Below are 13,361 nucleotides of genomic sequence, written 5' to 3' on the forward strand. Positions count from 1 at the left end.
CGGTGCAAAATACTTCCAATCCATAAAAAACGGACAAAACTGATCGAGGAGGTTAACAACAATCAATTTTGCCCGCTTTTTATATTGATAAATATATTTATCTTGTTTTTAATATTACAAAACGATGAAAGATCAGTCAACTGTTAAAAGAAAAAATATTCTATTTATGTAAATTATATGTTTTAAGTCTAAAAGGTATTTGGAATTATCAGTGTTCCCAGCCTACTCTATTACGGGACACATGAAGTACTATTCCAAATTAGAATGAAATAATATTAATTCATTCTACTCCTCTTTTTTATTGATATTTATGTAATCGATAGCAGTAAATAATAAATTTAATACGATTGATATGATAATAGTTATGTTAAACGTTAAAGCATATAGAGAACAAATGGAAATAAATATGATTAACCTGATAACAAACATAGAGAATATCAATAATAGATTTTCGCCTGCTATATGTTTCACTGCCGTAAAAATTAAATGATCTACTATAATAGAATATGCCACTATTGTTACAGAAATAAATAAAATTGTTTTTATATCGATATCTAAATTAAAAATCACAGTGGTAAAGGAAGCCGTTCCAAAAATAATAAATATAAAAAACATAAATACGAGCGTTATAATTAATGCTACAGCAAAAGATGAAATTATTTTTATATAAAGAGGTTCTTTCTCCTTCCCTTCTTTCCTGTTTTGATAAGTCATGAACCAGAAAAAAGCTATAAAGATTGGAATAAAAATAGCAAAAAAGATAATCAGGACATTCATTGACTTATTACCTCCTTTCTTCGTATCAGTAATAAGCAAAAGTATATCAGACTATCGTTTTGGTAAGCAAATGGATAATAACTTATCCTATATTCAAAATCAGAGGATAGAATAAGCTTTTATTTCTTGAATTAAAGAAATTCTGTTTACATCCGATATATGAAATAGCAGGCAAATACATACAAGGAGGACAAATTTAATGAAGAAGTTATAGAAAAAGCAATAACTATATTTGAAATATGTTATTTTATTGCCAGCCTTCTCTTATCAATTAGTATTTTGCTTAAAATTATATTTGGATCATCAATCTCAGGCCACAGATATTATACCTAACCTCAAAGAAAATGCCTACAAACAAAATCAAATTTCTTTAAAATAATTACAACATGAAAAATAGAATACCTATTAGGAATTATGGAGAGGATGAAAAGCTTGTTTAAAATCTCTACGCATATTCAACAAACAACCAGCAATCCCATGAAGACCCTGGCAGATAAAAATATTCCGGATAAAAATGAGGCTGACCCTCAAGCAGCAACAATAACGATAAGTGATGAATCCCAGAATAGATATATGCAATCACTAAATCTTAAAAAATCCAATCAAGATGATATGCTGGGAAAGCAATTCAAAAAATTCTATGAAGAATATCATAGTGCAGAAGCCATCGAAAAAAGAAAGCTTGAACAATTAGAAAAAGAACAGGCCTTTAACCGATTAGAGGATGAATTTAGTATTAAAGGTGTCCAGTATCACTTTCCTGAAAACACACTTCAGCACACCATTAAAGAAGCGCTGGATGGAAAGGTCACAAACGCCTCCCTTTATGCAGCAGAATTAGGTTCGGCCATTCGCAGCTCTGTTTCCATGTCTGATAAAAGCATCGAGGAACGGGCAGCATACCGGGAAATGGCACTGAAACAGGCTGAATATATTGCCGAACATTATTTTGATGACGAACAAGAAGCTGCAGCTTTCATGAAAGAAATAAATACGTATTATAAAAACGATGTTTTGCGGGAAAAAGGATATGTTGTCTTTGACAATAGTGAGATAGAACCATTCAAAAACTATAGCAGTCCTCTTTCAGAAGATAATGATGTCAGTTTTTATACACTTGCCAAAAAGTACATGGATAAGGACTATTTAGAGCAGTTTGTTACTGGAGAAGGAACAGCTGCGGAATCAGATGAGTTTTTAAATCAACTCCAGACTAATAAAGAAAAATATCGTGCAGAGATAATAAATGAATTTGAATCAAGCCAGCAGCAAGCTGAAGATCAAATCAAAGCCGCAAAATCAACACTTGATACATTCATATGGGAAAATGGACTTGTGACTGGAACAACAGAAGAACAGCCAGGTTATTTGAATGACCTCTTAAAATGGAATAAAAATATGTTGAATTTATTTAATTAAACTATTAAACAACCGCAAATAAGCACTCCCTGCTAAAGCTATTGCAGTATAAGCAGGTGCCATCATGAAGATTTGCAGAAACATTTATTTAATATTAGGTTGGATCATTCTTGGTGTTAGTTTTTTTACTCCATATGCTGTTGGTCTTTTTTTCATAATAGGTGTAAATATAGGCTATATATTTCTATTCAGTATGTTATGTTTTATTATCAGTCTTATATTGACTGTGAAAAGAAGGAACAATTTTATTATGGTTTTATCCATCATAGGTATATTTTTATCCATGATATGCTTACTTTTTATTTTATGGATCTGGATTTCACAAGTTTTCAATATCCATTATCCCAGAGGAAATTTACAAACAATCGGTCACTTACTTTTATTAGGATATGATTAATTTGAAGTTTAAAAGAAAATATAAATTATATTGAAGAAAGTAAGTACCCGCCAGTAGAACCAGCGGATACTTACTTTTAGCTCCCTCATTCATCTTTTCCAGCTCTATGACCGCCAAGAAGTTTAGCTCTATATCTTGCCATTCCGCTATCTAACAAGCTGGAAGCATGTAATAATGAGGTATATCCATATTTACCTCTTATAAAATCAATCACTTGATCCAGTTCTTCATTTTCAATTGTTTCTTCCGCTGCTTCAAACAGACTTAACTGTAACGATTGTTTTAATTGAAGCTTTCCAAAAGTAACATTAATAATTCTTACCGGTAAATTTTCTTGATAGTATTTATAGAAGATTATTAGCATGTAGCCTTTCAACTTTTTTGATGAATCGGTTGCTTCAATCTTCATCTGATGACTAAATCCGCTCTGTATAACATCTTTGGAATATCCAATGACTAATTTTACTACTCCAGTCATGAGGTGATGCTTTCTTAATCTTGCTGTATTCTCGTCCGTCATTTCACGAATAACCGTTTCAATATCATTTTGAACCACATAATCTCTATTTAGTATCTGATTTCGGGAAAATGACGTACTTCTCGGTTTATAAACCTCTGATAAAAGTGTCCGATCCACTCCATGCGCATGAAAAAATAATTGTTCTCCCATAATGCCGAATTTGTTTTTAAGCTTACGAAGATTGTATTGTGAAAGGTCCTGGATACTCCGGATACCCATTTTGTTTAATTTTGATTCTGTTTTCGCACCGATTCCCCAAAAGTCAATGAGCGGCCTTATTTTCCAAACCGTATGAGGTACATCTTCATATCGCCACTCGCCAATAAATCCATTTTGATTGTCATGCTTTGCCTGATGGTCAAGGGCTAATTTTGCAAGCAGAGGATTATCTCCAATACCTACAGTTAAAACTAGTCCTAATTCCCGCCAGACGTCATTTTGTATTTTTCTCGCTATGTCGTGTGTGCTGCCAAAGAGCTTATGTGATCTCGTCACATCAAGAAATGACTCATCAATCGAATAAACAAGCAGATCCTCTTTTGCTGCATAGCGCTTAAAAATACGTAATATCTCCAGATTCTTTTTCAAATATAAAGCCATTCTGGGTTCAACTATTTCTATATTTGCATTTCGCGGGATTTCGTAAATCCTAGTTCCGGTTTTAACTCCATATTCCTTTTTCACTAAAGGGGAAGAAGCTAAAACCAAGCCGCCTTGATTGTCCGGTTTGGATACAACGGCAATTCTGGCTTTTAAAGGGTGCTGCTTACGTTCAACTGCCTCCACACTTGCAAAAAATGATTTGGCATCTATGCACATAATATCCCGTCGAGGTTCATTAGAATAGTCTATCATGGTAATATTTTTCATCATCATCTCTCCTGATACGAATGTTTGTTTCCATTTATTATACGCATCAATTATAGGAATATACGTTCGCCAGGTCAATAATATCAGAAAGAAAATAATATGTAATATATGGAATTGTTTTATATGGAAAGAATGCTGATCAATTTGGAGGAAAAGAGGTTCAAGTTATATTTTCAACAAAAAGCCCCTGCATCTATAACAACCTGCCATAGCTATTACAGCAGCTACAGATGAGGGGTGGTTATGGAATATTATTTCTTTTTAGCAGTAAATGCATCATACAAAATCAAGATAACACACACTGCGCCTATTACCACGGTGATGTATTCAAATGTAGTATTCGTAGCATTATTGTTAAGAAAGACGAGCAGCGTCGATAAGAATACTACTGCTGCGAATCCAATCCGGATAGAAAAAGTAGTTGGTGATTTTTTGTTAATAAATATTCTTATTGCCAGAAATAATACAATAAGTATATTGATAATACTTATAGAGGTATAAACCATTCTTGCCACCTTCCTAGAAAGTCTATATTGTTCAAAGCAATTTTATTTGCTTCAAGTTTCCTTAAATAGGGTAGTGTTTTTTATATAGGTTGAAATACTCCAATTTATCTATGTATTAAGTGCTTTCCCGGCGAAAAATAAGATTAAACGTATAACTTAGCATAGATAGTATCGTCCATACCGGGAGAATCTATTAATCAACATCCTTGCTCTATAAAGTAAGCTATAATTGTTAAGACCACAACATGGAGTGGTCTCATTAGAATGGGCTATTAAAAAGAACCCTGTTTCCCATGCATTTTTATTAACTTTACTATTAATGTATTCTATCTCTTCAAAACCTAATCTATACCAATTATTGTGCGACATCTTAAAGGAATATTAATATTATTTTATCTTGATTTGTTAAATCTGTTACAATGATTTGAAAAGAAACTTTATATAATAAAATTGGAGGTTTTGTTATGAAACAATTTGAGTACAAAGTGGAAAATATGCAGATTCAGCTCAATAATATTGAATTCAATGTAACAATAACTGAAAAACTAAATTCTCTCGGCAAAGAGGGATGGGAATTATCAGGAGTTAACGGGACAATTTATTATTTTAAGAGAGAGATTTCTTCGTGATTTAAATATCCCTATGCTTTTGATTTATTTTCTCTTAAGAAGTGTCTATCTTACTTTTCATGGCATTAATATTCAACTAATACTTTTATTGGATTAACTTTACCTGTGCTCAAATCCTCAAAACATTGAATCAATTCTTGCTTCCCAATTTTCAGTTCAAATAGCTTGTCTAAATGGGAGGCTTTTTGCAATACATTTTCAAAAAACCATTCAGAGTGTTTTTTATAGTTCCAGCCATCGCTCGACCGCATTATGTTTAACTCTTTCTCGTAAAACGCTGATTGCAGCTCAAATTTCTCTTTATTTCCATCTGAAAGAATGCATAACGCTGCCTCTTGCATGAGTGATTTTTGCAGAGTATTAAAGGCATCTTTATATCCCGAGCATTCTAATCCATAATTATAATCATTATTTGGACACTCCGATATATCATTAAAAACATTATTAACTCCTAACAGCCGGGCAATATCCCCTCTTGCTGGATTGGTTCCAATACATCAACGTGAGAAACATTCATATATTCTTTAAGAAAATGAACCGTTAAAAGTCCCATTGTACCCATACCTGTTACCAATACCTTATCTTCTTTGCCCGGATTAAGTTTAAGCACACCTTTTGCGGAATCACAGGACAATATGGTAAGCAATGCGTTTGAGTGGTGAATTTCTTTTGGAACAGGTATTGCATTTTGACTTTTAATTATCTCGTAATCTTTATGGCCATAAAAAGCTATTACCCTATCCCCTACCTTAGGATTTTTCACCTCGCTGCCAACTTCAATTATTTCGCGGTAACTTTCATAACCGGTTCCTATCGGATATTGTAGAGAGTCTTCATTTTTATCCGTTTCCATATATTGTGAAAGTTCTGTTCCAATACTGATTGCTCCTGCAATTGTTTTTATTAATACCTCATCTTTTTTAAGAGGCGGTATTTCTTTCTGAGTCCATTTCAAGTCTTTTTTTCCGTATAATAAAAGGGAGTTTTGATTCATTAATATCCTCCTTAGAAATAAAATTTGAAATTGTTTCTATTTCTCCATCAACTTTTCTTGAAGGCATTATCGATCTCATTCCGGTCATAATCCAAGATCCACTCATTATATTCTTCATAAATATCCCGTATTGTTTCAGGTGCTGCTGCCAGCAAATCACAGCCTCTATCATCATAGATGTGAAATATCGTATTCTTATCCATATTAATAAAATATATACGATGTGAAATTCCGGGTCTTACTCCCATATCTTGATTGCAGATTGCTTTGATTAAAGGAATGAATTTAAAATCTGATGTTTTGCATTTCAACATAAATCTATCTGTTCTATATGTACCATTCTCATCATCCTCTGGAAAAATATAAGGTATGGTATGTTTATGTAACTTATACAGCACTGCTTTTTCTTTTACATACTTAGAAAAGACATTTATCTTTCTTGAGAAAGATGGATGATTTCCAAAGTGATTTACATCCACAACAATGTACATATTATCGTTTGGTGAATGAATGGATTTAAATAAGTCAATAGCTCTTTTATAAACTCCTTCCAAATAGGAATGATTTTCAAAATTGTAATCCATACCTAATTCAAAACGAATACTTATATCCCAATTATAAAAAAGTGGCGGTCTAAGTTCTAAATCAGGAAAATTCAGTTTCATATATTTTTCTAATGTCACTTTCAAACCTCATTTCTATCAATGATGATGGCTACTATATTTGCTTAATGAGTTAGATAAGCTTTATCCTTTATAGTTATATCCTAAACTTTCCAAGTGAGCCTATCCGGCGTAAAATACTGGTAGCGAAAAGGAATTAGTTAAATTTTTATTCTATGAAAATGCACCTTGCAAATTGGTATTTTTAGTGGTTTGGCCACTCTCATTTTACCATATTTCGCTGAAGGTGCATTTTTATTTTCATTCAAAAATAAGGGGCTTCTTGAACACGCTCTATGAGGTAGTTTTTAATGTCTTTGCAGTCTCGTTTCATCTCCTGGAAATTAAAAAGTAAACAACTAAAATTGCTATAAGAAAAGGGAGTGCCGCCCTCCATAAAATATCCCAGCTTAATGATCCTGAAATAAAGTAAAAGGCTGGTAGTGCAATAACGATAAATATAACAATCCCAATTATAAGAAATTTCCACAAAGACATGTCGAACACCTCCTTTTTACTCCTTTCCCTCAAATATATTCAGTAAAACGCAGGAAATAAATCAACAGTACCTCTTAAAAAGAAGCACTGTTGATTTTTAATCATTAAAAGGCTCTGTTTTAGAAGATTTCAAGTGTTCTACTGTAATACATTTTTCTATATTCTAAATTATTATAACCGCCATTAACTTGTTAATATAATCTCTCCTCTTTCAGTTCTTATTTAGTTTCTTTGAGACTTTCCATCTGTATCCTTATTTACTTTTAATCTTCTTCAAAATCAAAATGATGCTGCTGCTTTACCTTTTTAAAGATATTCACAATTTCCCCCAGTTCCACTGTCCATTCCCTTGTCTGGATGTTTATCCCCATTTCTTCATGTCTGTCGTCAATATCGATATTTATTTTCATTCTGATCCTCCTTCCTTTTGCTTAAATTATGGCAAAGAAACAGAAATCTGAAGTAAAAAGTGGAATGACTTGCATCGTTTTATGCTTAAAAAGCAAAAAAACTTGGATAAAAAAACCTATTAAAATTGAAATAATAATTAAATATGGAGGATATAATATCTGTATGTAAACCTTCCTTGACAGTAAAGCGTCCTTTACTTTACAATGAGAAATATAGAGAGGAATGTTATCTAATATGCTGAATCGGATGAAACAATTAAGACAAGAAAATGGAATTTCTCAAGAAAAAATGGCAAATATGTTGGGTGTGTCCCGCCAGACGATTATTTCTATTGAAAAAGGCCGCTACAACCCTTCATTGCCTCTTGCTATTCAAATTGCACGTTGTTTTCATACGACAGTGGAAGATGTTTTTCTTTTAGAAGAGGACGGAAAGTAATTTGCAAATCCAATTCTTAATAGGAGTGTTAATTTATGAAAATGAACAGCAAAACCGGAAGAATATTTTTCTTGATTGCAGGCTTTATCTTTCTTTTTTATACGTTATTAATAGGTTTTGCCAGTATAACAACAGGGAATTTCTTTGCCGGATATGAGCTTGTCTATTTTAGCGTAACAATTATGTCTTTTTGTCTGGCTTATTTATACCCGCAATTTAAAGATAATGATGAACGAACAAAAAGGATACGGGAAAGAGGCATATTTTTTAGTTTCTTTATCATTGTAGGTTATATGGTTATTCTTATGCCGCTCTTTCAATTTGAAGTTATTCACTTAAATGGATATCAGACAGTAAGTATATTAGCTTCCTTAGCAATAGCAACTGTCTTTTCCTCCTTTGTTATATTATCCAAGCGTTACTAAAATGGTTAAATGAGTTAGGAATGAATAGCAGATTATTTTTTAATGAAAATTTAAATCAGGCTAATATCTTAATTTCAGGTAAGATAACTTTAAAATCTACCGTGAATATCCTTATAAATGTAAAAAGCGAAGAAAATTGATTGTTGTTAACCTGCTAGATCAGTTTTGTTCGCTTTTGTCGTTTATGATATTTTATTCCTGTTATAATTTAGGATATTTATATGGTTGCAATAATGACTGTTTTCCCCGTGTAAGAAGTATATGTTACTATTTCTAATAGTAGCATATACCATTTTTATTCCTCTTTCTGCCTAATTATATTACCCCCAAAACGTTTCCCTCATTATATTTAGTAAAAGCCTTGATATCGCTTAGCTTACAGAATCATTTTTTCTATTTCTATATTAAAATCTTAGTTTCCCAATTCATTGTAATTATTTTATATTGTAATTCACATTCCTTACAACACCAAACCACGAAATTGATTTATCACTATCAGATTTTTCTTTTTATTATGAACTATAAGCTTCTTTACATAGGACCATTTTATTTCTGTCTTTTACCACCACAAGCAACAAATTCACCTGACTTTCATTTTAAACCAGCAACACTAAACGGCCCATCTATTGTCATAATGGATAACTTTTCTGCCATATATTCCGGAGAATACTTCATTCCACTTTCCAGCCAATATGAAATAACCCCTACATAACCGTGGGCAACATAATAGATAAACAGCTCTTTTGGAATTTCCATTCGTTGAGGATCAGGATGAAATTTTCCCAAGTGTTCTGTCATATATTTCTCAATAATTTTCAAAAAACGCTGTTGAAAAGAAGGTATCCCGTTCTCCCCCATCATTAATTTGAAAAATTCTCCATGTTGGTAAATATATTGTGTTGCCCTTAAATAAAAAGGATTAGGTATATCTGTTAAAGTTAATTCTTCCTCGCTCTTTGGTGCAACTTCTTCCACAAAAGAAACTAATTCATCATTGATTGTTTTCTCTAATAAATCAAATTTATCGTAAAAATGCGCATAGAATGTGGAGCGATTAATCTGTGCACGCTCTGTTAACTTCTTTATCGTTATCTCTTCAAATTCTATTTTTTCAAGAAGGCTCAACAAAGTTTCTTTTAGAAGCTGTTTTGTCTTAACAACACGTAAATCATTTGTGTTTCCCATAAAACATTTCCTCCTTTTTTGTTGTTTATCTATAACTTTAAAAACATTTTCTTCCCTCATGTTTGTTAACCAACAGATCATTAAATTTATTCGGTTGTTCCTTTATTATACCTGAATTACAATAGGGGCAACAACATGTTGTTTGGAAAATAAATATTTCTGCTTAGCAAAAATATGATTCTTTTTATTGGGAGGAAACTTTTATGAAAACCATTTCTATTCATAACTTAAATAAATCATACAGCAAAAAGAAAGGAGACATATTTTATGCACTAAAGGATTTGAATATTGAAGTAGAAGCCGGAACAGTGTTTGCGTTATTGGGACCGAATGGATCAGGTAAAACAACCACTATTAATATGATTAATGGTTTGAACAGACCTACAGACGGAACAGTAAGTGTGATGAATCTAGATCCGGTTAAAAATATGAAAAAAGTACGTGATTTATTGGCTGTTGTACCACAAGAAACGGCTCTTTACAATGACCTGACTGCCTATGAAAATTTAGTGTTTCATGCACAATACTATGGCATCCCTAAAAAAGATTGGCATTCCAGTGTTCAACACGCTTTGAATCTGGTTGGTTTAGAAAAGAGAAAAAATGATCGTGTAGGAACATATTCTGGCGGGATGCAGCGCAGATTAGCGTTGGGAAGAGCATTATTGACATCACCGGATATATTATTGCTGGACGAACCGACCTTAGGAGTAGATGTCCAATCCCGTAATTCGATTTGGAATCAAATTAGAAATTTAGCTAAAGAAGGCAAAACGGTTTTCTTAACTACTAATTCTATGGAAGAAGCGGAAGCTCTTGCTGATCATATTTTTATTATCGACCATGGTAAAGAAATTATTGCTGGAACACCGAAAAGCTTGAAAGAAAAAATTGATAAAAATACCGTTTTACTTAACTTTCAGGATCAACAAGCAGCCGGCAAGGCCGCAAATGCCCTTCGAGATATTTATCACCTGAAACAAGATAAAACAGATATTGAAGTTCAGTTAGAAGATAGAAAAGATTTCTTCACCTTAATGGATCAAATAAATTTCTTAAATGATAAAATAAACACCTTTGAAATGAATGAACCAACATTAAATGATGTTTTCCTGCACTTCACAGGACGGGAATTAAGAAACTAGGAGGTATATATCATGTTTCAAGCTATCAAAGGAATGATAAAAAAAGACTTAAAAATATCTTTAAGAAATCCTTCTATGCTTATTTTAAGTATTATTGTTCCAATCGTTTTTATCTTTCTCTATTCCCTAATTTCGCAATTGTCTGCCACAAATCCCGTTGTAATTGCGCAGTATTCAGATGATGCTGCGAGCAAGGAATTAACAACAATTATGGAAAATATGGAAACGGAAGATGGGCCATATTATGAAATAAGAACTTATAGTCCGGAAGAAGCTTTTCAGATGTATCAGAATGGAGAATCCCCTGCTCTTGTTGAAATACCTGAGAATTTCGGGCAACAACTCGAACAAGGTGAAGACGCAAAGGTGAAACTATATGTTAACAACATGAATTCAGATGGAACGAAAAACTTCCAACTTCGTCTTTCTCACGCCTTATATCAATTTCAGGAAAGCAGAGATAGTGCAAATAATATTAGTATAACTGAAGAATCTTCGACGTTTGAAAATGATATTTCAATGAAGTTTTATGTATCTATCGGTTTATTGATGTTTGCAGTGGTTTATTCTGGAATGGTTAATACAGGAACCTTAATAACCAGAGAATGGGAAGAACGAACAAGTAAAGAGATTTCTCTGTCTCCAAATGGCTTTGCTCCATTGTTAGTGGCAAAAGCTGCCACAGCTTTACTGCTGACAACAGTTACAACAATCTTTGTCATGATTTTAATGGCTTTTACGCTGAACTTCCCTATTACTAATGTTTCTTTGGCTATTATTGGATGGCTCTTTATTCTGTTTCTAATAGGCGCTTCTCTGGGGGCCTTTACCGCCGTTACTATTAAAAAATCTTTACCAGTTATCACTTTATCTGCTGTTCTTGGTATTTCGCTTTACTTACTAAGTGGAAATGAGTCTTCTATTCGTGGTTTTGCTTACGGTGGGCCAATCGAATTTATTTGGAGAGTCGCCAGCTATCTGCCCATGTCTTATATTACTGATACCATGCGTGTTATTTTTGTCACTGGAAAAAATAGTTTACTTATGCATGCAACCAATCCAGTAACCACCGCTTCAAACTTTTATACAAGCATCATTACTATTCCAGCAACGATTCTGATATTTAGCTGGGCTTCTATTGTTAAATTAAAAAACAATTTATTTACATCTGGAGGTCAGTAAAAGAAAAAAACAGGAAGGAGAGATCAATGTGAAATGGAAAGCAGGATATCATGCGATTGCTGCTATTAACAAAAGAAATATCAAATTACTTTTACGTCAAAAACAATTTCTTGTCGCCCCTTTCGTAATGCCTATTGTTGTGATGATTTTAACAGCAATGATAATGGGCGCAGGCGGAGATGACTGGCCCGTTGGTCTGGTCAACGAATCCAGTAGTGAAGAGTCACAGGAATTTATAAAGAACTTAGAAACAACACATTCTAATATTTCACCTTATTTTTCAATTATGGAAATGGATTATGAGGAAGCTAGTGCTGCTGTTAAAAACGGAAGATTACAAATGCTTATTCGTATTCCTGATAACTTTCAGCAATCGCAGATGGTTTATACAGAAACCTTTAATATTAATACAGACATGATGAAAAATGTTCGTCTGCGATTGGAACATACAGTTTTAAACCAACTTGCAGATAATAATGAACTTATTGCAGCGTCAGAACTCATTACTGAGAAAGAAGAAGATGTTTGGCGGGAATCCTTTATTGCAGGAAGCAGTGTCTTGCTGGCATTTATGTTCACTGCTACCATTACAGCAGCAAATTTATTTGCTTTTGATATAGAGAACCGGACACAAAAAGAAATATCCCTCACACCTCTGAATAATATCTTTGCAGGTATAGGTACGATTTTGACATCTATCTTAATGGCCTTTGCCGCATCGATTTCTGCTATGATTGCAGGCATGCTTGTATTCCGGTTGGAACCTCAAAATCTGCTGACTATTTATATAGGCATCATACCTGCCTTAATTGCCTGCTCTATTCTGGGGATTATTATTGCTCATTTTTTAAAGAGATACCGGGTTATCCAACCAATTATTATCGTGACATTTATGGCAACCTTCTTTGGTGCCGGCGGCTATAACAGTGTTGCCGGTTTACCGCCGATCGCCAGAGCATTTTCTGAAGTATGGGGGTTCTCCTATATTTTTGAATGGTTCAATCCCGTGTTGCATAATTTTAGTAACGGTTTAGATGTCAGTCAGTATGTTATTTTGATTGCAGTTGCCTGTATTTTCATTGCGATACTGCCAATTGTTTATAAAAGAGAACTTTTAGCAAAAAATAGTGCAGGACAATAATAAGTCTTAGCTGTTTCCTGGTAAAACGCCGCCCTTAGCATAATACTGAGGGCGGCGTTTTACCGTAAAGTATGAATAAAAAGATGCCAATACAAATATTATTTCTGTCCCGCGACAATGCCCAATAGTCATCTTATTTTAACTTATTTTGATCATTTCAGC

Annotated in this window: 16 protein-coding genes; 7 read left to right on the forward strand and 9 right to left on the reverse strand. The window is 33.2% G+C overall.

Annotated elements, in window-relative coordinates; all coding sequences use genetic code 11:
* Positions 1-285: 285 nt before the first annotated feature.
* Positions 286-777 carry a hypothetical protein gene (locus IEX29_RS25170; RefSeq protein WP_188738409.1) on the reverse strand — a complete coding sequence of 164 codons (492 nt, stop codon included), beginning with the start codon at positions 775-777 and terminating at the stop codon, positions 286-288.
* Positions 778-1,209: 432 nt separating this feature from the next.
* Here IEX29_RS25170 and IEX29_RS25175 point away from each other — a divergent pair, with 432 nt between their 5' ends.
* Positions 1,210-2,196, forward strand: a complete 987-nt coding sequence (locus IEX29_RS25175) for a hypothetical protein (RefSeq protein ID WP_188738411.1) — start codon at positions 1,210-1,212, stop codon at positions 2,194-2,196.
* Positions 2,197-2,678: 482 nt separating this feature from the next.
* On the opposite strand, the gene IEX29_RS25180 is transcribed toward IEX29_RS25175, so the two are convergent.
* Together IEX29_RS25180 and IEX29_RS25185 are read right to left on the reverse strand one after the other, a co-directional pair.
* Complete coding sequence (locus IEX29_RS25180) at positions 2,679-3,932, reverse strand: Y-family DNA polymerase (RefSeq protein ID WP_204799073.1); 1,254 nt, start codon at positions 3,930-3,932, stop codon at positions 2,679-2,681.
* A gap of 302 nt (positions 3,933-4,234) precedes the next feature.
* On the reverse strand, positions 4,235-4,489 hold the full coding sequence (locus IEX29_RS25185) for a hypothetical protein (RefSeq protein ID WP_188738414.1): 255 nt from the start codon (positions 4,487-4,489) through the stop codon (positions 4,235-4,237).
* A gap of 464 nt (positions 4,490-4,953) precedes the next feature.
* Here IEX29_RS25185 and IEX29_RS25190 point away from each other — a divergent pair, with 464 nt between their 5' ends.
* Positions 4,954-5,118 (forward strand): DUF4177 domain-containing protein, encoded by a 165-nt coding sequence (locus IEX29_RS25190; RefSeq protein ID WP_188738416.1) that lies wholly within the window; start codon positions 4,954-4,956, stop codon positions 5,116-5,118.
* Between the two features lie 65 nt (positions 5,119-5,183).
* On the opposite strand, the gene IEX29_RS27150 is transcribed toward IEX29_RS25190, so the two are convergent.
* The 5 genes from IEX29_RS27150 to IEX29_RS25210 all read right to left on the reverse strand — a co-directional run bounded on the left by IEX29_RS27150 (position 5,184) and on the right by IEX29_RS25210 (position 7,682).
* Complete coding sequence (locus IEX29_RS27150) at positions 5,184-5,459, reverse strand: hypothetical protein (RefSeq protein ID WP_308423672.1); 276 nt, start codon at positions 5,457-5,459, stop codon at positions 5,184-5,186.
* 110 nt (positions 5,460-5,569) lie between these two features.
* On the reverse strand, positions 5,570-6,112 hold the full coding sequence (locus IEX29_RS27155) for an alcohol dehydrogenase catalytic domain-containing protein (RefSeq protein WP_308423673.1): 543 nt from the start codon (positions 6,110-6,112) through the stop codon (positions 5,570-5,572).
* A gap of 47 nt (positions 6,113-6,159) precedes the next feature.
* Positions 6,160-6,777, reverse strand: coding sequence for a DUF3885 domain-containing protein (locus IEX29_RS25200; RefSeq protein ID WP_188738501.1), 618 nt, complete (start codon positions 6,775-6,777; stop codon positions 6,160-6,162).
* A gap of 327 nt (positions 6,778-7,104) precedes the next feature.
* Positions 7,105-7,272, reverse strand: a complete 168-nt coding sequence (locus tag IEX29_RS25205; protein WP_188738418.1) for a hypothetical protein — start codon at positions 7,270-7,272, stop codon at positions 7,105-7,107.
* Between the two features lie 263 nt (positions 7,273-7,535).
* The gene (locus tag IEX29_RS25210; RefSeq protein WP_188738419.1) at positions 7,536-7,682 is read right to left on the reverse strand and encodes a hypothetical protein; all 147 of its coding nucleotides are present in this window, start codon (positions 7,680-7,682) and stop codon (positions 7,536-7,538) included.
* 235 nt (positions 7,683-7,917) lie between these two features.
* On the opposite strand from IEX29_RS25210, the gene IEX29_RS25215 reads away from it, so the two are divergent.
* Entirely contained in the window at positions 7,918-8,121 is a 204-nt protein-coding gene (locus IEX29_RS25215; protein WP_188738422.1) for a helix-turn-helix transcriptional regulator, read from the forward strand.
* 35 nt (positions 8,122-8,156) lie between these two features.
* Positions 8,157-8,546: a hypothetical protein gene (locus tag IEX29_RS25220; RefSeq protein WP_188738424.1), complete on the forward strand. Its 390-nt coding sequence runs from the start codon at positions 8,157-8,159 to the stop codon at positions 8,544-8,546.
* Between the two features lie 591 nt (positions 8,547-9,137).
* Here IEX29_RS25220 and IEX29_RS25225 read toward each other — a convergent pair.
* Positions 9,138-9,731 carry a TetR-like C-terminal domain-containing protein gene (locus IEX29_RS25225; RefSeq protein WP_188738426.1) on the reverse strand — a complete coding sequence of 198 codons (594 nt, stop codon included), beginning with the start codon at positions 9,729-9,731 and terminating at the stop codon, positions 9,138-9,140.
* A gap of 203 nt (positions 9,732-9,934) precedes the next feature.
* Here IEX29_RS25225 and IEX29_RS25230 point away from each other — a divergent pair, with 203 nt between their 5' ends.
* Genes IEX29_RS25230 through IEX29_RS25240 form a run of 3 tightly spaced genes read left to right on the forward strand, consistent with a single transcriptional unit; the run spans position 9,935 to position 13,199 of the window.
* Entirely contained in the window at positions 9,935-10,876 is a 942-nt protein-coding gene (locus IEX29_RS25230) for an ABC transporter ATP-binding protein (RefSeq protein ID WP_188738428.1), read from the forward strand.
* A gap of 12 nt (positions 10,877-10,888) precedes the next feature.
* Positions 10,889-12,058, forward strand: a complete 1,170-nt coding sequence (locus IEX29_RS25235) for an ABC transporter permease (protein WP_188738430.1) — start codon at positions 10,889-10,891, stop codon at positions 12,056-12,058.
* 28 nt (positions 12,059-12,086) lie between these two features.
* Positions 12,087-13,199, forward strand: coding sequence for an ABC transporter permease (locus IEX29_RS25240; RefSeq protein ID WP_188738432.1), 1,113 nt, complete (start codon positions 12,087-12,089; stop codon positions 13,197-13,199).
* The last annotated feature ends 162 nt before the right edge of the window (positions 13,200-13,361 follow it).

This window comes from Oceanobacillus neutriphilus (assembly GCF_014645515.1).
GTDB classification, from domain to species: Bacteria; Bacillota; Bacilli; order Bacillales; family Amphibacillaceae; genus Oceanobacillus; species Oceanobacillus neutriphilus.